Here is an 18,603-nt window from a genome sequence, read left to right on the forward strand (position 1 = left end):
TGGCCGATGCAATACGCGCTGGGCGCTTGTGGCCTTGTGTCACAACCAGCCACGGGTCGGCTCAGCGGCCGACTGCGACGGGCTCGGGAGCATTCTCGGCATCGAAGGCGCGGGAGCGCGCGAGGCACTCGTGCAGCGCCGTCTCCCAATCGGGCAGGCTGATGCCCCAGTCATGCTGCAGTCGGGAACAGTTCAGGCGAGAGTTGAGCGGGCGTTGCGCGGCGGTCGGATAGTCCCTGGACAGGATCGGCTTGATCTCGGCACGCAAGCGACCCAGTTGCTGCAGCCGCTCGGCGATGCTGCAGGCGAAGCCGTACCAGGAGGTCTCGCCGCTGGCAGTGAGGTGGTACAGGCCGCTCGGGCCGCCCTGGCCGGCGCTGCGCTTGCGGATCAGCTCTGCTGTGGTCCGGGCGATGGTGGCGGCCCAGGTCGGCGCGCCGACCTCGTCGCTCACCACCGACAGCGCATCACGCTCCTGCAGCAGGCGCTGCATGGTGAGCAGGAAGTTCTTGCCGTACTCGGAGTAGACCCAGCTGGTGCGCAGGATCAGGTATTCGCCACCGACCGCCTGAATCGCCCGTTCGCCGGCCAGCTTGCTGGCGCCATAGACACTCAGCGGTTGTGGCAGGTCATCTTCGCTGTACGGCTCCGCCTTGCGCCCGTCGAACACGTAGTCGGTGGAGTAGTGGATCAGCGGCACGCCCAGGCGTGCCGCTTCTTCGGCAAGCACCTGCGGCCCGCGCGCATTCACCGCAAAGGCCTGCTCGCGGTGGGTTTCCGCCGGGTCGACGGCGGTGTAGGCCGCCGCGTTGATGATCAGGTCCGGCCGCAACAGGCCTACCTGTTCCCGAATCCGCTCCGGTACGGCGAGATCCAGCGCGTTGTGCCCGAGGGCGAGCAACGTGCCTGTACCAGCCAGTTCCAGCTGCAGTTCGCGGGCGAGCTGGCCCGTGCTGCCAGTGATCAGAATCTTCATGGAAACAGCTCCGCTTCGCTGAGGCGCTTGCCGGCCTGGTCCTTCGCGGACAGCTGGGGTGGCTCGTCGATCGGCCATTGGATGCCGAGTTGCGGGTCATTCCAGAGCAGGCTGCGCTCGTGCTCCGGCGCGTAGTAGTCGGTGGTCTTGTAGAGAAATTCGGCGCTCTCGCTGAGTACCAAGAAGCCATGCGCAAAGCCTTCTGGTATCCACAGCTGGCGCTGGTTCTGCGCATTCAGGCGAGTGCCGACCCAGCGGCCGAAGCTCGGCGAGCTCTTGCGCAGGTCAACGGCGACGTCGAACACCTCGCCGGCCACGACCCGCACCAGCTTTCCTTGCGGTTGCCGGATCTGGTAGTGCATCCCGCGCAGCACGCCGCGCTGGGACTTGGAATGATTGTCCTGAACGAACTGGCGCTTGAGCCCCGTGGCCGCTTCGAAGGCGGCCGCGTTGAAGCTCTCGTAGAAGAAACCGCGTTCGTCGCCGAAGACCTTGGGTTCGATGATCAGTACGTCGGGAATGTCGGTTTCGATGATCTTCATGCGTCTTCACCCGCAAGCTTGAACAGGTACTGGCCATAGCCGGTCTTGCCCAGGGCGTCGGCGCGGCGCAGCAACTGCTGGCGATCGATCCACTTGTTCTGGTAGGCGATTTCTTCCAGGCAGGCGACTTTCAGGCCCTGGCGGTGCTCGATGGTCTGCACGTACTGCGAGGCCTCGAGCAGGCTGTCGTGGGTGCCGGTATCGAGCCAGGCGAAGCCGCGGCCGAAGCGTTCGACGTTGAGGTCGCCGCGCTTGAGGTAGGCCATGTTGACGTCGGTGATCTCCAGCTCGCCGCGCGGCGACGGCTTGATCGATTTGGCGATCTCGATCACGTCGTTGTCGTAGAAATACAGCCCGGTCACCGCGTAGCTGGACTTCGGCTTCGCCGGCTTTTCCTCGATGGACAGTGCCTTGCCGTTCTCGTCGAAGTCGATCACGCCGAAACGTTCCGGGTCCTTGACCCAGTAGCCGAACACGGTGGCACCGCTTGGCTGGGCCGCGGCGCGCTGCAGCTTCTCGGTGAAGTGCTGGCCGTGGAAGATGTTGTCGCCGAGGATCAGGCACACTGAATCGTCGCCGATGAATTCCTCACCGATCAGGAAGGCCTGGGCCAGACCGTCCGGCGACGGCTGTTCGGCATAGCTGAAAGTCACCCCGATCTGGCTGCCATCACCCAGCAGATTCTTGTACTGGGGCAGATCCTGTGGGGTGGAAATGACCAGAATGTCGCGGATGCCGGCGAGCATCAGCACCGATATCGGGTAGTAGGCCATCGGCTTGTCGTAGATCGGCAGCAACTGCTTGGATACGCCAAGGGTGATGGGGTGCAGACGTGTGCCGGAGCCTCCGGCGAGGATGATTCCTTTCATGCGTTCTCCAGTGCGCCCAGGCGCTCGCGTTGATAGCTGCCATTCTGGACGCGACGGCACCATTCGAGGTTGTTCAGATACCACTGCACGGTCTTGCGCAGGCCGGTTTCGAAGGTTTCCTGCGGCACCCAGCCGAGTTCGCGCTCGATCTTGCTGGCGTCGATGGCGTAGCGCAGGTCGTGGCCGGGGCGGTCCTTGACGAAGGTGATCAGGTCTTCATAGCGCGCCAGGCCGGCGGGCTTGCTCGGTGCCAGCTCTTGCAGCAGCGCGCAGATACCGCGCACCACCTCGATGTTCTTCTGCTCGTTGTGGCCGCCGATGTTGTAGGTCTCGCCGACCTCACCTTCGCTGACCACCTTGAACAGCGCGCGGGCGTGATCCTCGACGAACAGCCAATCGCGGATTTGCGAGCCGTCGCCGTACACCGGCAGCGGCTTGCCATCCAGGGCATTGAGGATCACCAGCGGGATCAGCTTCTCGGGGAAGTGATACGGGCCGTAGTTGTTCGAGCAGTTGGTGATGAGTACCGGCAGGCCGTAGGTACGCTGCCAGGCGCGAACCAGATGATCCGAGGAGGCCTTGCTCGCCGAATAGGGCGAGCTGGGCGCGTAGGGCGTGGTTTCGGTGAACAGATCGTCGACGCCATGCAGGTCGCCATACACCTCGTCGGTGGAGATGTGATGGAAGCGGAACGCCTCGCGGCGCTCGGCCGGCAGGCTCTGCCAGTACGCGCGCGTCGCTTCCAGCAGCTGGTAGGTGCCGACGATGTTGGTCTGGATGAATTCGGCCGGGCCGTCGATCGAGCGGTCCACGTGGGATTCGGCCGCCAGATGCATGATGGCGTCCGGCTGGAAGTCGAGCAGCGCCTCGCTGACCCGCTCACGATCGGCGATGTCGGCCTGGAGGAACTGATAGCGTGGGTTGTCTTCCACGGCTGCCAGCGACTCCAGGTTGCCGGCATAGGTCAGCTTGTCCAGGTTGAGCACGCTGTGCTCGGTATCGAGAATGAGGTGGCGGATCAGTGCGGAGCCGATGAATCCGGCACCGCCGGTAACGAGAATGCGCATAGTGATTGGGCTTCCTTGGCGCGCTGTCGAGCATCAGGCTCTTAGCATGTCGGCACGATAGACCGGGCAGTGATACAAAAATTCCCGCGCGGTGGTGGATGAGCGACTGGCTTGGCGGGCAAGCATAGGTCATCGGTTTAATACCAGGGAGCCGGCGTTGCGGCCAGTTTCTAGCGCAGGGACGTGCGCAGTCGCGACAGCGCGCCGAGAAAGAACACGGTTCCGATCACCGCCAGCGCCAGCAGTTGCGGCCAGACGATCGCCGGGCCGGCGCTGCGGAACAGGATCGCCTGGGCCAGTTCGACGAAGTGCGTGGTAGGCGCCACCAGCATGATGTTCTGCACCAGCACGGGCATGCTTTCGCGCGGGGTCACGCCGCCGGAAAGAATTTGTAACGGAATCAGTGTGAGAATCACCAGCAGGCCCAGCTGTGGCATGGAGCGCGCCACCGTACCGAAGAAAATGCCCATTGAGGTGGCGGCGAACAGGTGCAGCGCGGCTCCGCCGGCGAACAGCCACAGCGAGCCCTGGATCGGGATGTCGAGCCAGCCCTCGACGACGAAGCGCAGGGCGAAGGCCGCCGCGGCCAGCACCACCAGGCCCATGGCCCAGACCTTGCCGACCATGATCTCAAATGGCGTCACCGGCATCACCAGGAGGTGCTCGATGGTGCCGTGCTCGCGTTCGCGGATCAGCGCCGCGCCGGTGAGGATGATCGCCAGCATGGTGATCTGGTTGATCACCTCGTTCACCGCGCCGAACCAGGCGCGGCTCAGGTTGGGGTTGAACGCCGTGCGGACTACCGCCTCGACGGGCAAGGCGTCTTCGGCGCGGTAGCGGCGGACGAACTCGGCGGTCTCGCTGGCGATGATCTGCTGGATATGGCCGGCGCCGGTGAAGGCCTGGCTGACCTGGGTGGCATCGACATTGAGCTGGATGCTCGGCTGGCGGTCGGCGAGCAGGTTTTCCTGGAAGCGCGGCGGGATGTTCAGGGTGAAGGTGTAGAGCCCATCGTCCATGCCGCTGTCCATCTCTTCGTGCGTGATGGCTTTCGGCTCGATGAAGTAGGGCAGCTGGAAGGCGTTGATGATGCGCAGCGAGGCCTGCGAGCGATCCTCGTCGACCACCGCGATGCTGGCGCGGTGCGGTGCCTCGGGCACGGCCGTGGCGCCTTCGTAGATCGCCACGGTGAAGGAATAGACGATCAGCACCAGCATCGCCGGATCACGATAGAGGCTGCGCAACTCCTTGAGGCCGAGCTGGAAGATGTTGCCGAGCTTGCGCCGCGCGTTGCCCATGTCACTTCTCCTGCTTGCGCAGGCCGGCGATGCTGAGCAGGGTCAGCAGCGGAATCGCCAGCAGCATGGGGATGAAATATGGGTACAGCTCCGCCAGTCCCAGGGCCTTGGAAAACACCCCGCGGCTGATGATCAGGAAGTGGCTGGTCGGGTAGAGCTTGCCGATGAACGCGCCGGCGCCCTCCATCGCCGTGACCGGGTGGATCAGCCCGGAAAACTGGATGGCCGGTAGCAGGGTGACGATGGTGGTGCCGAAGATTGCCGCGATCTGGCTGTTGAGAATCGACGACATCAACAGGCCCAGGCCGGTGGCGCAGGCCACGTAGAGCAACGCGCCGAGGCAGAGGGTAAGGATGCTGCCCTTGATCGGGATGCCGAAGACGAACACCGCCAGCAGCGCCAGGGTGGCGAAGTTGAACATGCCCAGCGCGATGTAGGGCAGTTGCTTGCCGAGGAGGAATTCCAGGCGGGTGGTCGGGGTGACGTAGAAGTTGATGATCGAGCCCAGCTCCTTCTCACGCACCACGCCGAGGGCGGTGAGCATCGCCGGGATCATCATCAACAGTAGCGGGATCATCGCCGGCGCCATCGCCGGCAGGCTCTGTACGTCGGGGTTGTAGCGGTAGCGGATGGCCACGTCGGCGGGGGACACCTGCCCGTCGACGCCGGCCTCGCGGGCCAGCTGCTGCAGGTAACTCAGGTGGATGCCCTGCACGTAGCCCTTGATGGTGTCGGCGCGCATCGGCATGGCGCCATCGATCCAGAATGCTACCTGGGGCACCGCACCGCGCTTGAGATCGCGGCCGAAGTTCGGCGGAATCTCCACTGCCAGACTGATGTCGTTGCTGCGCATGCGCTGGTCCAGCTCGGCATGGTTGGCCAGCGGCGCCTTCTCGATGAAGTAGCGCGAGCCGGCCATGTTCAGCAGGTAGTGCTGGCTGGTGGTGGTCTGGTCGCGGTCGAGTACGGCGTAGGTCAGGTTTTCCACATCGAAGCTGACCCCGTAACCCATGATGAACATGAGGATGACGCTGCCGAGCATGGCCAGCGTCGCGCGGATCGGATCGCGACGCAGCTCCATGGCCTCGCGGCGCGTGTAGCTGAGCAGGCGGCGCAGGCTGAAGCGCGCCTGACGGGGGCTGTCGCCGGACCCTACGCCTGGGCCGCGCGCGGCGGTCGGTGTCGCCGCTGCCGGCTGCTCGGCGGTATTCGCCGCGGCGGCCTCCTCCAGATAGGCGATGAAGGTCGCTTCCAGCGTCGGCAGCCCGCGCTTGGCCATCAGCGCCTGCGGCGTGTCGCTGTCGAGCACCCGTCCGGCATGCATCAGCGAGATGCGGTCGCAGCGCAGTGCCTCGTTCATGAAGTGGGTGGAGATGAAGATGGTCACGCCGTCTTTGCGCGACAGCTGCACCAGTAACTGCCAGAAGCCGTCGCGGGCCACCGGATCGACGCCGGAAGTGGGCTCGTCGAGGATCAGAATTTCCGGGTTGTGGATCACCGCGACCGCCAGCGACAGGCGCTGGCGCACGCCCAGCGGCAGGTTGCCGGGCAGGCTCCCGGCCTCGCCGGCAAGGCCGAAGCGTTCGAGCATTTCGCGCACACGCGGCTCGCGGCGTTCGGCTGGCAGGTGGAACAGCCGCGCATGCAGCTCCAGGTTCTGCCGCACGCTCAGCTCGCTGTACAGCGAGAAGGCCTGGGACATGTAGCCGACCCGCTGGCGGGTCTGCATGTCGTGCGGGTCCACCGGCTTGCCGAACAGCAGCGCCTCGCCCTCGCTGGCTGGCAGCAGGCCGGTGAGCATCTTCATGGTGGTGGTCTTGCCGCAGCCGTTGGAGCCGAGAAAGCCGAAGATCTCGCCGCGGGCGATGCGAAAGTTCACCCGGTCCACCGCGACGAAATCGCCGAAGCGCATGGTCAGGCCGTGGGCCTCGATGGCGATGCTGTCGCTCGGCGGTTGCGGCGGGATGACCAGTTCGTGATGCTGGCTGCGCCTGGCTTCCGGCAACAGGCGGATGAAGGCCTGCTCCAGCGAATCACTGCCGGTACGCGCCAGCAGCTCGGCCGGCGTGCCGGTGGCCAGCACGCGGCCGGCATCCATCGCCACCAGATGCTCGAAGCGCTGTGCCTCGTCCATGTAGGCGGTGGCCACCAACACGCTCATCTGCGGCCGCTCGGCACGGATGCGCTCGATCAGCTCCCAGAACTGCGCGCGTGACAGCGGATCGACGCCGGTGGTCGGCTCGTCGAGGATCAGCAGGTCGGGGTCGTGAATCAGTGCACAGCACAGGCCGAGTTTCTGTTTCATGCCGCCGGAAAGCTTGCCTGCCGGGCGCTCGACGAAGGGCGCCAGCCCTGTGCTGCGGGTGAGTTCGGCAATGCGCCGGTGACGCTCTGCGGCAGCCTGGCCGAACAGCCGGCCGAAGAATTCCAGGTTCTCGAATACCGTCAGTGTGGGATACAGGTTCTTGCCCAGGCCCTGCGGCATGTAGGCGATGCGGGGGCAGACCGCGCGGCGGTGGCCGGCGTCGCCCATGTCACCGCCGAGTACCTGCACGCGGCCCTGCTGCAGCTTGCGGGCGCCGGCGATCAACGCCAGCAGGCTGGACTTGCCGACGCCGTCCGGACCGATCAGGCCGACCATGCAGCGCGCCGGCAGGCTCAGGTTGAGCTCGTCCAGCGCACGGCTCTCGCCGTACTGCAGGCTGACCCCGTCCACCTGCGCCACCGGCACCAGCGACTGACTCATGAGCCAACGTTGATCTGCAGGTGCGCCGGCCATTCAGCGTCGGCGTCCAGCTTGAGGTAGGCGACGCCCGGCAGGCCGGTCTTGACCTGTTCCATGTGCTTTCTCAGCAGCTCGGGATCGATCCGCGCCTTGACCCGGAACATCAGCTTCTCGCGCTCGCTCTCGGTTTCCACCGTCTTTGGCGTGAATTGCGCGACGCTGGCGACATAGGTGACCTTGGCGGGAATCACGTACTGCGGTGCGGCGTCGATCACCAGGCGCGCCTCCGAACCCATGGCGACACGGCCGGCCTGGCGCTCGGGCAGGAAGAAGGTCATGTAGACGTCGGCCAGGTCGACCAGATTGAGCAGCTTGCCACCGGCGCCGAGCACCTCACCCGGCTGCGCCACACGGTATTGCACGCGGGCCACGCGATCGGTCTTCAGCTCGCTATCAGTGATGTCCGCCTGAAGTCGCACGACGCTGGCCTGTGCCGCCTCCAGCGCCGACTGCGCCTCGATCACCTGGGACCTGGCCGCCGCGATACCGGCACCGGCGGACAACACCTGGGCGCGCGAGGCGGCCAGCGCGGCCTGGGCGCTCTGCATGGCGGCGAGATCGTCGTCCAGCTGCTGGCGCGGCATGGCGTTGCGGCCGACCAGTGTCGCGGTGCGCTGATGGCGCTTCTGCGCGGCGGTCAGTTCGGCGCGGCGCTGAAGCACCACGGCCTCGGCGGTGGCCTTCTCGCTCTCGCGCTGGGTAACCAGGGCCTGGGCGGTGAGGATGGCGTTCTCCGCCTGGCGTACCTGGGCGCGGGCCTGGTTGAGCTGGGCCTCCAGCACTTCGGTGTCCATGCGCGCGATGACCTGGCCGGGCTGGACGAAGTCGCCTTCGTCGACGCTGATCTCGCGGATGCGCCCGCCTAGCTTGGTCGCCACGTCGATCTCGGTAGCCTCGATTCGGCCGTTGCCGCTGGCGAAGCCCTCGCCCAGCCCGTCCGTGCGCAGTTCCGACCAGACCAGCAGGCCAATGACCGCCAGCGCGACGAGCGCTATCAGGACCCGGCGAAGCGTTTTCTGGGCTGGCGCTTTCATGAACGTTCCTTGGCTGACACGGTGGTACGCATGCTAGGCGATAGCCGTGAAGGTTGCGTTTAGCCTGAATCAATAAAACCGGCTTTTAAGCTTTTATCCAGCCATTTCGGCGCGATTCACTGCCTGGACTGGCGTTTTGCCACATCCAGCATCCAGCGCTGCAGCTGTCGACTCAGCGCATCGCCGGCCAGGCCGAAGGCATCGATCACCTTCTCCAGCTGCGGGCTGTCACTCGGCTGAAGGATCTCGAAGCGACGACTGGCGAGGATGTGCTGATCGGTGGCCGAGACCAGCTGTGCGTCCAGGCGAATCCGTACCTGCGGTTTGCCGTCGACATACTCGCTCTGGAACGCGCGCAGCTCGCTGAACAGCTCCAGTTCGGCGAACAGGTTGCTGTCCTCGTTGCTCACCGCAACCGGTCCGCTCTGGCGGAACTGCTCGACCAGCCGGTCGCGCAGCAGGGTCGGTGCCGCATCGCTCCAGCGTGCACCCTGGTAGCTGCTGATCTGGTTGCCGTCCGGCACCACGGCGATACGCGGCCCGGCAAGGATGCGGCTGGCATGCGGGGTGTGGATGCGCAGCGCCTGCTGCAGCCGCTCTCCCTGCTGATCGGCCGGCGCCTCGGCGGTCGGCAGCAGATAGACCCGGATCGGCTCGGCTTCGGGCAGCAGGGTACAGGCGCAGAGCGTGCCGAGCAGCGCCGCGAGGACCAGGGGACGGATCAGTGCAAGGCGGCTCATGGGGTGAACTCCTGGATCTTCTCGCGACCGAGCAGGAAGCCGCTCGGGTTGTCTTCGAGGCGCTGAGTGACGCGGCGCAGGGCCCCGAGGGTGCCGCGCAACTCGTTGATCGCCGGGCCCAGATCGCTGAAACCCTGCAGGCCATTGTTCAGCGCGCCCTGGTTGCTCGCGAGCAGGTCGTCCAGCCGCGCGGTGGTGCGCTCCAGCGCGGCCATTGACTCGCCAGCACTGCCCAGCAGCTGGCGGCCTTCGTCGTCGATCAGGCCGTTGGCATTGCGTGTCAGTCGGGTGATTTCCTCCAGAGCGGTATTGGTCTGCTGACCCAGCTGCGCGAGCTGGGTCAGCGCTTCGCTGAGATCGCCGCGCTGCTCGGCCAGCACGCTGGTGGCTTGCTCGAGATTGGCCAGGGTGCGGCCGATGCGTCCGGCGTTGTCCTCGGAGAGCATCAGGTTGGCGCTGCGCAGCAGGTTGTTGATATTGGTCATCAGATCCTCGCCGTTCTCCAGCAGCGCGCTCAGCGGCGACGGATCGGCGATGATCAGCGGCGGCTCGCCGCGCTTGCCCTCCAGCGGCGGGCTCTGCGGTGTGCCGCTGTGCAGCTGGATGATCATGCTGCCGGTGATGTTGGCCAGCGCCAGGCGCGCGCGGGTGTCCTGCTTGATCGGCGTGCCGGCATACACGCGGATGCGCGCCCGCACCTTGCGCGGATCGTCCGGCTCCAGCCAGAGCTGCTCGACGTCGCCGACCTTGATGCCGCTGTACTCCACCGAGCTGCCATTGGACAGCCCGCTGACCGCGCGGTTGAAGCTGATTTCGTAGTAGCTGTACTCGCGATCCATGCTCGACTTGCCCAGCCAGAGGGCGAACAGCAGGGCGCCGCCGACGGCGAGCACGGTGAACAGGCCGATCAGTATGTGGTGGGCGCGGGTTTCCATGTCAGTTCTCCTGCAAGTCGGCAGCCTGTTGCGCCGCCCGGCCGCGTGGGCCGTGGAAGTAGTCGCGGATCCAGGCGTCGTCGGTGGCCTGCACCACCGCCAGGCGATCGGCCACCAGCACGCGCTTGCGCGACAGCACGGCGACCCGGTCGCAGATGGTGTAGAGCGTATCCAGATCGTGGGTCACCAGGAACACGCTGAGCCCCAGCGCATCGCGCAGGGTCAGGATCAACTGGTCGAAGGCCGCCGCGCCGATGGGATCGAGGCCGGCGGTGGGCTCGTCGAGGAACAGCACTTCCGGGTCGAGCGCCAGCGCGCGGGCCAGGGCGGCGCGCTTGACCATGCCGCCGGACAGCTCGTCGGGGTACTTGCAGGCGGCGTCCGCCGGCAGGCCGGCGAGCGCCAGCTTGAGCCGCGCCAGGTGCTCGGCGTCGCGGCGCTCGAGCCCGGCGTGTTCGATCAGCGGCAACGCGACGTTCTCCTGCAGGTTCAGCGAAGTGAACAACGCGCCCCGCTGGAACAGCACGCCGAAGCGGCGCTCCACCTGCGAGCGGCGCTCGGCTGACAGTTCCAGCAGGTTCTCGCCGAACACGCTGATGCTGCCGGCGTTGGGCCGGCGCAGGCCGACGATGCTGCGCAGCAGCACCGATTTGCCGGTCCCCGAGCCGCCCACCACGCCGAGGATCTCGCCGCGGCGGATATCCAGATCGAGGCCGTCGTGCACGGTCTGGCTGCCGAAGCGGTTGACCAGCCCGCGGACCTGGATCAGTGCCTCTTCGCTCATCACCAGCCCATCTCCATGAAGAACAGCGCGGCGATGGCGTCCAGCAGGATCACCATGAAGATCGCCTGTACCACGCTGGAGGTGGTGTGCTCGCCCACCGACTGTGCGCTGCCGCTGACCTTGAAGCCTTCCAGGCAGCCGATCACCGCGATGACGAAGGCGAACACCGGGGCCTTGCCCAGCCCGACGAGGAAATGGCTGACGGCGATGTCACGCGCCATGATGGTGAAGAACATGGTCGGTGAGATGTCCAGCGCCAGCACGCACACCACCAGCCCGCCGGCGATGCCGCTGAGCATGCCGACGAAGGTCAGGATCGGCAGCGTGATCAGCATCGCCAGCACCCGCGGCAGCACCAGCAGTTCGACCGGGCTCAGGCCAAGGGTGCGGATCGCGTCGATCTCCTCGTTGGACTTCATCGAGCCGATCTGCGCGGCGAAGGCGCTGGCGCTGCGTCCGGCGAGCAGGATCGCCGCCAGCAGCACGCCGAATTCGCGCAGGAAGGAAAAGCCCACCAGGTTGACGGTGTAGATGGTCGCGCCGAAGTCGGCGAGCACCGTGGCGCCAAGGAAGGCCACCACCGCACCGACCAGAAAGGTCAGCAGCGCGACGATCGGCACCGCGTTCAGCCCGGTCTGCTCGATATGCACTGCCAGCGAGGTCAGCCGCCAGCGCCGCGGCCGGGGCAAGGTCAGCAGCAGCGTCTGCAGGGTCAGGCCGATAAAGCCGAGCAGCGCGCGCTGCTGCTGCCACAGTGCCGCGACGGTGCGGCCGATATGCGCCAGCACATCGCCGAAGGCATAGCCGCGCGGCGGCTCGGCGGCATCCTGTTGATCCAGGGCGGTGGCGACGGTGCGCAGCAGGGCCAGGCGTTCGGCCGGCAACTGTGGCGCCCAGCCTTCGATGGCGGCGATTCGCTCGGCTCCCAGCAGCTCCACCAGCAGGCCGGCGCCTGCCGTATCCAGCGCACCCAGCCCGCTCAGCTCGATCTGGCTGCGTTCGTCGATCCGCTCCCGGAGCCGCTGAACTTCACGCCGCAGTGCCGCGTAATGGGCGAGGGTCCAGTCACCGACGATGCGCGCCCGCAGCGGCGAAGCGCCCGGTTCGATTGTCATCGAACCGGGAGACGAGGACGTGGTGGCGCTCATCTTCTGCAAACGGGTGCCTATGTCGGGCGATGGAGTCTGGATTGATGCTAGCAGGGCTGTGCCCGGCTAGACAGGACCGCGCGCCCGAGGTCGGCAACCGGCGGGCAGGCGCCTGCTGCTTATCCATGGACCACGGCGGTCGCGTCATAGTGCGCCGTTGCGCTCGAGCCGATAGCTGCTTATCGCCTCGTAGACCGCCTTGCGCAGCCGATTGATGCCGCCGATGGGGCGATGTTCCGGCAGCGCATGCCAGGGGTTGAAGCTGAGGTTGTCGCAGGCCAGGTTCTGCTCACGGCTGTCGAAGTCCTGCGCTGGCAGGCGGATATCGGCGACCGTCTCGAACGGTGAAACGGTCTCGCTCCATTCGATGCTGGTGTCCTCGATGGGCATGTAGTGTTCGGCGTTTTGCCGCTGCACCTGCAGGGCGAAGCAGGCGGGCGTGCGGTCGAGGGACAGCTGCTGGTAGAGCGCGCTGCGCAGGAAGTTCGGCAGGTCGCGGTTCTGCTCGGGCAACTGGTAGGTCGGGCAGTTCTCCGGCGTCGGGATGACCCGGTACTTGATGTTGTGCGGGCCGAGCTTGTACGGCGCCACGGAGCTGTAGATGGTGGCTACCGGGCTTTCCGGCGCGGGCGCCAGGGTCTGCAGTGCGATGAACAGATGGCGCAGTTCCCAGCTGCGCGGGTCGACGCTCGGAAAGAACGCCAGCGCCTTCTTGCCCTGCGCCTGGGCGGCGAAATTGCTGCGGTACTCGGCGACGTCGCGGACGAAGAACACCGGGTGATTGAACATCACGAAGTCCTGCTCGCCGGCATGGCGCGGATCGCTCGTCAGCTTTTCGCCCGGCACGCCAAGCAGCTTGATCGCCATGCCGCGGGCATCGCGGATGCGGTCGAACTGCGGGTAGGCGTTGCCGTTGGACAGCCGCACCCAGGCCTGCCAGGTCTTGCCGGGTTCGCTGAATACGCCGTGGCGCAGCTCGTTGTTCAGGTCGGCGCGCACGCTGACTTCGGCATGCACGCAGCCGTGGGCCTTGGCATGAGCGTCGCGCAGCACGCGGGTGTTCTCGCTGTGCTGTTCGACCACGGCGATGGCGTCGGCAATGATCGCCTGGGTGTCGGCCGCTTCGCTCGGCGCGATGACCTCTTCGGTGGAAACCGGCCCACGATGGGTGAAGTGGTCATGCAGCGCGAAGGCGGCCCAACTGCTGAGGCCGATGGCCGTGACGCCGAGCGACAGGCGGCCCAGCAGGCGACCGAGCCAGAGCCAGAATCTTGTAAGCATGTGCGGTTCCTTGTGCGATGGTCGGTCAGTAGCAGGTCGGGCCGGGAGCGTGCGGCTGTGCCGCAATGGCGTGCAGGCGCGGTTCGAAGCGGGGATCGCCGAGCACCTTGAGGTACTCGACCAGCGCCCAGCGTTCGTGCGGTGCCAGTGCCCGTCCGATCACGCCGTTGCCGCGGCAGCCGGCGCGGAATTCGTGGCCGCGGTTGCTGTTGCCGGTAATCGCGGTGTCCAGCAGGAAGCCGCCGTCGAAGCGCTCGGTGCGAATACCGGCATAGCGGGGGTCGTACTCGCGGCTGCCCACCCAGAACTGCGCCTGCCGTTCCGCCACTGGCGACAGCAGCTGGAACAGCGTCGGCACCGAGCCATTGTGCAAAAAGGGCGGCGTCGCCCAGATGCCGTCCAGCGGGCGTGCCTTGTAGCCGCGCAGTTCCTGCACGCCGATCGGCCGGCCGAAACCGTCGAACGCTGCGCGTTCGTTCTCGCCGATGCCGGCGTCACGGTAGGCGCGCTCTTCGACATAGGCGGTGATATAGGCCAGCCCCTTGGCGCTGGACAGGCTGGCGAGATCGAGCGGGCCGGATGGCGCGCCGTACAGCTGCACGTCCAGACGATCCAGCTGGTGCTGAGTCCAGCCCAGGCGGGTCAGGTCGAAACGGTGGTCGGCGATATTGTCGGCCGTGGTCGGGTCGGTGCCAACGAAGGCGGTTGGGACCACCTTCATGCGCCATTCGGGGTTGCGCTCGGCGGCGAAGCGCTTGTCGACCGGCTTGGGCCTGGCGTCGTGGCAATGCGCGCAGTTTTCCCGATACAGCGCGCGGCCGAGGCTGGCCTGTTCGAGATCGATCGCGCCCAGGATATGTTCCGGCCAACGGGGCGGCGCCAGATGCATGAGGGTGGTTTCCAGCGTATGCAGATCGCGTACGCGAACGCCCGATGCATAGCGCTCGGCCTCGGCGACGGGCTGGCCGTTCTCGTGCAGCAGCCGCAGCGTGGCGCCGACACCCAGCGCTTCGCCGATATTGCGCGCCATCGGCTGCATGGCCGAGCCGTTCCACTGCACCCAGTCGAACTTCCAGATGTCCCACAGATGCGGGTAGCTCACCGGTGCGTTGGCCACGCGGTAGTTCGCCGGATCGATGGCGTCGCCGAATACGCTGTTGGCGATGCGGCCGAACGCATCGGTACGGCCGAAGCCTTCTTCGGTGGGGTAGAGCCCGCGGTGCCAATCGTTGTAGGCAGTACCAAGCAGCCGGTCGAGCACCTGCTTGAAGTCGTGGCGCAGCTGGTCATGACCCTGTTCGTAGTCGACGCCCAGTACCTCGTGGGCGAAGCGGCGGAACTTGAGCGGGTTGTAATAGGTGAAGGCCATGCTCATGCCGAGCGCCTGGCCAAAGGCGCCACCGCGCAGAGTCGGCACGGTGGAAGCCAGCGAATGCATCGCCGCACCGCCGTCGATACGGATGGTCTGGCCCTGGTAGCGCAGCTCGCCGGTATGGCAGGCCGCGCAGGTCACATCCAGATAGGTGCGACCGGTCTCGTCATCCTCGTGGCGGGCAAAACCCACCGGCAGGTTGCCTGGGTTTAGCGCGGTTCCCTGTTGCTTGGGATCGACCAGAAAGCCGAAGCGGGCCAGGTATTCGGGGGCAGCAAATTTGTCACTGCTGAAAGGCCGCTCCAGAGCGCCGAACCAGTCGTACTCCAGCCCCTTAACCTGGGTGCCCTGTGGCGTGTAGTAGTAGGTCTGCCGCTGCGTGGCGTCCCACTGCTCCAGATAATGCAGCGCCTCGGGCGCCTCGTACTCGGGCAGGTTTGGATAGGCCACGAAATACAGCCCGATCCCTACAGCCAGCACGGCCAACAGCAAGACACCCCGCAGGGCTCGGCGCAGCAATCGCATTGGTACATCCTTGTAGCGTTATGGCGGATGCGCGTTTATGGCAGGGTTGTGCAGTGATGGCAATATGCCCGCTCGCTAATGCTTACGATCGTGGATTCGTTGGACGCAAAGAGAATTTGCATCTTCTAACTACTATGAGCCCTTCCGCGTCAAAGCGACCTAACGGATCAATAGCAGCTATATCAAGCGAAGAGGCTGTGACCCCGAGCCAGGTAAAAAATGTTAGTGATTTGCAAAGGCAAAAGCATGAAGGCAATGCGGCGACAAACAATAATTTTCTACTATGGATAAAAGCCCTGAGTCAGGATCCTCCAGCACATCAGAATCAGCACTCTGATTGTATTTTTTTGCTAAAGACGAGAGCCTTAACATGGAAGTAGAATTGACTTCTTAAGTTTTCGTCGTGCGAATTTTTTTAAAGCCTTTCTATTGAGCCTGCAGCTGCTAAGCTTAACTCAAGTCAATGAGCACTTTGAGGATCCGTGCATTTCATTTCTGAAAACGCCCTGCCCTTGGCCTCGACAGTACACCTTTGAACATGCTCTCCTGGTTCTTCATTCAGAAGATAGTTAAAATCAAAGCTGACGGCGCTGCCATGAAACTCTATGTTTGAAAAGCCTGCATATGAAAAACCATTCGCCAGAGACAGGCCATCCATTTCACAAATATCCTTTCGTTCGACAACAGCCCAGTCGTCCTTAGGGTTTATCAATTCAAGCCTAAGACATGGATATGGCGACTCCGAATTGAACCGCGTATATTTGAATAAAAGACCTTCAGCTCTCTTGGCATTAACTTCTACCGCATACCGATACACATCCGTATCAGCAGCGGAATAAGCCGGCGCAACGTCTAATGCCAATGCAGCAAGCAACATATTCCAGCGCATACTATTCATATATGTACCTTAATCTTCTTAAGAAACGATCATTGGGTAGGTTTTGTGGCCAATTTGATCGGTTTTTTATCACGCTGCTAAATTGTGCAAGATCGTTATTCGCCACATATTCCTGAAGTAGGGAGCGAATATTCGGCGTGTAATCTCCTCGGTAACGCAGGTCCACCAACATGTCCTTTATTTTTGGATGAAGCGCATCCCAATCAGTAGCTCCGTACGCTTCAATAACATCTCTCTTTTCACATATCCTTCTGACATCCTTCTCCATAAACTCATATACAAAGACAAACAAGTCATGCTGTTGCTTTCTTGTGATAGGTGCAGATCTAATTGCTGCGCTTGCGGAATTTAAATAATCTCTCGCCATGTTTTTAGTAAGCCCCTTGCTGCCAGACAGCCAAGATAGCAGCGGTTCTGAAATACCGGCGCACTCTAAATCATCTCTCACATTTGGCTGATGACCGGTGTCATACCCCCGACCTATGGTTACCCCGGAAGCGCCAACCGGAGGCCAGTGGGGAACCCTACTGAAAAAATGAGAGCCTTCAATATCGTTCCCTTCAGCATCAAATGTTAACTGCCCGCGCGGAACTTTTAGCCACTTAAGGTCATTTTCATCGTCTATGAGACTAAAGTTCGCCATTAATCCAGTTATCTGAATATGCCACGCTTCCCTGTCATCACTAATATCATGCTGCCCAACCAGTTCACCCCACCAGCTCAACTTCTCGATTCGCTGCTTTTCTGCTTCCCAAACAAGGTTCGGTTTTCCGGGGTCCTCCGCTAACAAGGGATCAAGCTCATCCCACTTGCCCTTGTTCCAGAACCACTCACTTTCGTACTTAGTGATCAATTGCCCGAGCACTTGAGCGTGCCAAGGCCTGGTCAGCGCTGCTTGGATTTCAGCGCTGGTCAATACGCCATCCTTGTCGGTATCGGCGATATCGTAGAGTCGAGCGAGCGTTACGATTGGGCCGCCATCGGCCTTGCTGATCTGGGCCCGGTAGTTGTGCTGCTCGTCTGTGCTCAGCAAGCCTCTGGCATTGAAGGCGTAGGCGAGCTTTTCGACGGGCGCTCCGGTTTCCCCGATGCATTGGAAGCCTTCCCACTCCCACGGGCTGTGGCGAGTAGTGATCAGCTCCTGTTCGGCGAGCCAGCCGTCGATGGGATTGCCGTTAGCGTCGGCGAACAGGCCGTCCAACCGCCACCAGTGCATAGTGTTGTGAGCGCCATCCTTGACCTGGATTTTTCTCGAAGCGGGGAGCCCATCCAACAGTGACTGCGGAATGATCAGGTCGACGCCGATCTGCGTGCCATCGTCGTCCAATTTGGGCGGGTTCTCGGCATTGATATCGTCCCGGTGCGGAATCAGTTTGCTCGCACCTTTGTAGACCTTGAGCAGGGTTTTCTGGCCGTCCGGCAAGCGGCTCGCCCAGACGCGACTCCGGGCGATGAACGCGGGCACATCGTCGCAGCTGAACAGTTCGACATGGACCATGTACTGAGCGGCACTGTCGTGATTCTGGTACAGACCGGGATGGCCAATAAGTTCACCCGCCTTGATCGGCACTGCGCTGTCGAGAACGACGACCTTGCCGCACTCCGCTGGCTCGCTGTGCGGTTTGAGCCAGCTGGTGGATACATAGCCGGGTAGGTCCTCGTCGTCAGCTGATAAGGCGGGTTGTGCCGTCCCGCTGACCAGGCTGACCAGCTTGCTGAATTCGCCCTCCGCTCTACCAATGGTGATCTCGGTACCCTTGGACAGCGTCGACAGCAGGGTGGCGTGCTTGTTCGGGCCGGCGCGGACATTCAAACCCTGGTTCTGCGTATTAACGGTATAGCGCCTGGTCTCCCAGAAAGCGGGGCGCGGAAGGTCCGCTTGTGCCTGGTAGCCTGCCCAGTCCAGCAAATGCATGTACAGGCTATACAGGGAAAGACTTGGAGGCGTTTGCCCTTCGGCGATGCTGCCGTCAGCGTTCTTCAGTGGCGGCGGCTGCAGGCTGTGCTTGACCAGAACGAACCCCGTGGAAAAGGGCGCTCGTTTGACCAGGGGAATGTCGTCGGTGAATTCGCTGACCGGGTAGCGCTCGTCGATGCGGTAGGCAATTACTTCTCCGTCGGCGATACAGCGCACGCTCGACTGGTCGAATGCAGCGGCCGTGCCTTCGTCGAAGTGGACGCCCCCATGCCATAAGCCGTTCTCGCCGGTGGGGTAGAACCCGCCCTTGGCCTGGGCCATATGCGTAAGCAGCTGCAGCGGATTGTGGCTGCTGTCCTTGCTGGGAAACGGGTATGCCCAGCTGATCGGTTTGGATTCGTTCATGTTCGATGCATCCTTGCGTTCGAGCC

15 protein-coding genes are annotated in these 18,603 nt (G+C 63.8%); all 15 read right to left on the bottom strand.

Translation table 11 applies throughout. From position 1 onward, the window contains the following. Positions 1–61: 61 nt before the first annotated feature. Complete coding sequence (gene rfbD, locus B597_RS33175; RefSeq protein ID WP_003291917.1) at positions 62–976, bottom strand: dTDP-4-dehydrorhamnose reductase; 915 nt, start codon at positions 974–976, stop codon at positions 62–64. After that, entirely contained in the window at positions 973–1,518 is a 546-nt protein-coding gene (gene rfbC, locus B597_RS33180) for a dTDP-4-dehydrorhamnose 3,5-epimerase (RefSeq protein ID WP_003291918.1), read from the bottom strand. The genes rfbD and rfbC overlap by 4 nt, the downstream gene beginning before the upstream one ends. Next, positions 1,515–2,387, bottom strand: a complete 873-nt coding sequence (rfbA, locus tag B597_RS33185) for a glucose-1-phosphate thymidylyltransferase RfbA (protein ID WP_003291919.1) — start codon at positions 2,385–2,387, stop codon at positions 1,515–1,517. The genes rfbC and rfbA overlap by 4 nt, the downstream gene beginning before the upstream one ends. Beyond that, entirely contained in the window at positions 2,384–3,454 is a 1,071-nt protein-coding gene (rfbB, locus tag B597_RS33190) for a dTDP-glucose 4,6-dehydratase (RefSeq protein WP_003291920.1), read from the bottom strand. Before rfbB ends, rfbA begins: the two co-directional genes overlap by 4 nt. A 170-nt stretch (positions 3,455–3,624) precedes the next feature. Then, on the bottom strand, positions 3,625–4,752 hold the full coding sequence (locus B597_RS33195; protein WP_003291921.1) for an ABC transporter permease: 1,128 nt from the start codon (positions 4,750–4,752) through the stop codon (positions 3,625–3,627). A 1-nt stretch (position 4,753) separates the two neighbouring features. Further along, positions 4,754–7,498, bottom strand: a complete 2,745-nt coding sequence (gene rbbA / locus B597_RS33200) for a ribosome-associated ATPase/putative transporter RbbA (RefSeq protein WP_003291922.1) — start codon at positions 7,496–7,498, stop codon at positions 4,754–4,756. After that, the gene (locus B597_RS33205) at positions 7,495–8,571 is read right to left on the bottom strand and encodes an HlyD family secretion protein (RefSeq protein WP_003291923.1); all 1,077 of its coding nucleotides are present in this window, start codon (positions 8,569–8,571) and stop codon (positions 7,495–7,497) included. Before B597_RS33205 ends, rbbA begins: the two co-directional genes overlap by 4 nt. 116 nt (positions 8,572–8,687) lie before the next feature. Beyond that, the gene (locus tag B597_RS33210) at positions 8,688–9,311 is read right to left on the bottom strand and encodes an ABC-type transport auxiliary lipoprotein family protein (RefSeq protein WP_003291924.1); all 624 of its coding nucleotides are present in this window, start codon (positions 9,309–9,311) and stop codon (positions 8,688–8,690) included. Beyond that, on the bottom strand, positions 9,308–10,246 hold the full coding sequence (locus B597_RS33215; protein ID WP_003291925.1) for an MlaD family protein: 939 nt from the start codon (positions 10,244–10,246) through the stop codon (positions 9,308–9,310). The genes B597_RS33210 and B597_RS33215 overlap by 4 nt, the downstream gene beginning before the upstream one ends. A gap of 1 nt (position 10,247) precedes the next feature. Beyond that, on the bottom strand, positions 10,248–11,030 hold the full coding sequence (locus tag B597_RS33220) for an ABC transporter ATP-binding protein (protein ID WP_024161913.1): 783 nt from the start codon (positions 11,028–11,030) through the stop codon (positions 10,248–10,250). Next, on the bottom strand, positions 11,030–12,178 hold the full coding sequence (locus B597_RS33225; protein WP_043289884.1) for an MlaE family ABC transporter permease: 1,149 nt from the start codon (positions 12,176–12,178) through the stop codon (positions 11,030–11,032). The genes B597_RS33220 and B597_RS33225 overlap by 1 nt, the downstream gene beginning before the upstream one ends. 144 nt (positions 12,179–12,322) lie before the next feature. After that, positions 12,323–13,459 carry a catalase family protein gene (locus B597_RS33230; protein ID WP_024161914.1) on the bottom strand — a complete coding sequence of 379 codons (1,137 nt, stop codon included), beginning with the start codon at positions 13,457–13,459 and terminating at the stop codon, positions 12,323–12,325. A gap of 25 nt (positions 13,460–13,484) precedes the next feature. Next, positions 13,485–15,356: a di-heme-cytochrome C peroxidase gene (locus B597_RS33235; RefSeq protein WP_024161915.1), complete on the bottom strand. Its 1,872-nt coding sequence runs from the start codon at positions 15,354–15,356 to the stop codon at positions 13,485–13,487. A gap of 460 nt (positions 15,357–15,816) precedes the next feature. Then, the gene (locus B597_RS46955; protein WP_152028151.1) at positions 15,817–16,254 is read right to left on the bottom strand and encodes a hypothetical protein; all 438 of its coding nucleotides are present in this window, start codon (positions 16,252–16,254) and stop codon (positions 15,817–15,819) included. Further along, positions 16,247–18,577, bottom strand: coding sequence for a hypothetical protein (locus B597_RS33240; RefSeq protein WP_024161916.1), 2,331 nt, complete (start codon positions 18,575–18,577; stop codon positions 16,247–16,249). The genes B597_RS46955 and B597_RS33240 overlap by 8 nt, the downstream gene beginning before the upstream one ends. Positions 18,578–18,603 lie beyond the last annotated feature (26 nt).

Origin of the sequence: Stutzerimonas stutzeri KOS6, from assembly GCF_000307775.2 — a bacterium.
Classification (GTDB): Bacteria; Pseudomonadota; Gammaproteobacteria; order Pseudomonadales; family Pseudomonadaceae; genus Stutzerimonas; species Stutzerimonas stutzeri_B.

Coding starts and splice junctions, on each gene's coding strand:
- rfbD (WP_003291917.1), bottom strand. CDS start 976: ATGAAGATTCTGATCACTGGCAGCACGGGCCAGCTCGCCCGCGAACTG.
- rfbC (WP_003291918.1), bottom strand. CDS start 1,518: ATGAAGATCATCGAAACCGACATTCCCGACGTACTGATCATCGAACCC.
- rfbA (WP_003291919.1), bottom strand. CDS start 2,387: ATGAAAGGAATCATCCTCGCCGGAGGCTCCGGCACACGTCTGCACCCC.
- rfbB (WP_003291920.1), bottom strand. CDS start 3,454: ATGCGCATTCTCGTTACCGGCGGTGCCGGATTCATCGGCTCCGCACTG.
- B597_RS33195 (WP_003291921.1), bottom strand. CDS start 4,752: ATGGGCAACGCGCGGCGCAAGCTCGGCAACATCTTCCAGCTCGGCCTC.
- rbbA (WP_003291922.1), bottom strand. CDS start 7,498: ATGAGTCAGTCGCTGGTGCCGGTGGCGCAGGTGGACGGGGTCAGCCTG.
- B597_RS33205 (WP_003291923.1), bottom strand. CDS start 8,571: ATGAAAGCGCCAGCCCAGAAAACGCTTCGCCGGGTCCTGATAGCGCTC.
- B597_RS33210 (WP_003291924.1), bottom strand. CDS start 9,311: ATGAGCCGCCTTGCACTGATCCGTCCCCTGGTCCTCGCGGCGCTGCTC.
- B597_RS33215 (WP_003291925.1), bottom strand. CDS start 10,246: ATGGAAACCCGCGCCCACCACATACTGATCGGCCTGTTCACCGTGCTC.
- B597_RS33220 (WP_024161913.1), bottom strand. CDS start 11,030: ATGAGCGAAGAGGCACTGATCCAGGTCCGCGGGCTGGTCAACCGCTTC.
- B597_RS33225 (WP_043289884.1), bottom strand. CDS start 12,178: ATGAGCGCCACCACGTCCTCGTCTCCCGGTTCGATGACAATCGAACCG.
- B597_RS33230 (WP_024161914.1), bottom strand. CDS start 13,459: ATGCTTACAAGATTCTGGCTCTGGCTCGGTCGCCTGCTGGGCCGCCTG.
- B597_RS33235 (WP_024161915.1), bottom strand. CDS start 15,356: ATGCGATTGCTGCGCCGAGCCCTGCGGGGTGTCTTGCTGTTGGCCGTG.
- B597_RS46955 (WP_152028151.1), bottom strand. CDS start 16,254: ATGAATAGTATGCGCTGGAATATGTTGCTTGCTGCATTGGCATTAGAC.
- B597_RS33240 (WP_024161916.1), bottom strand. CDS start 18,577: ATGAACGAATCCAAACCGATCAGCTGGGCATACCCGTTTCCCAGCAAG.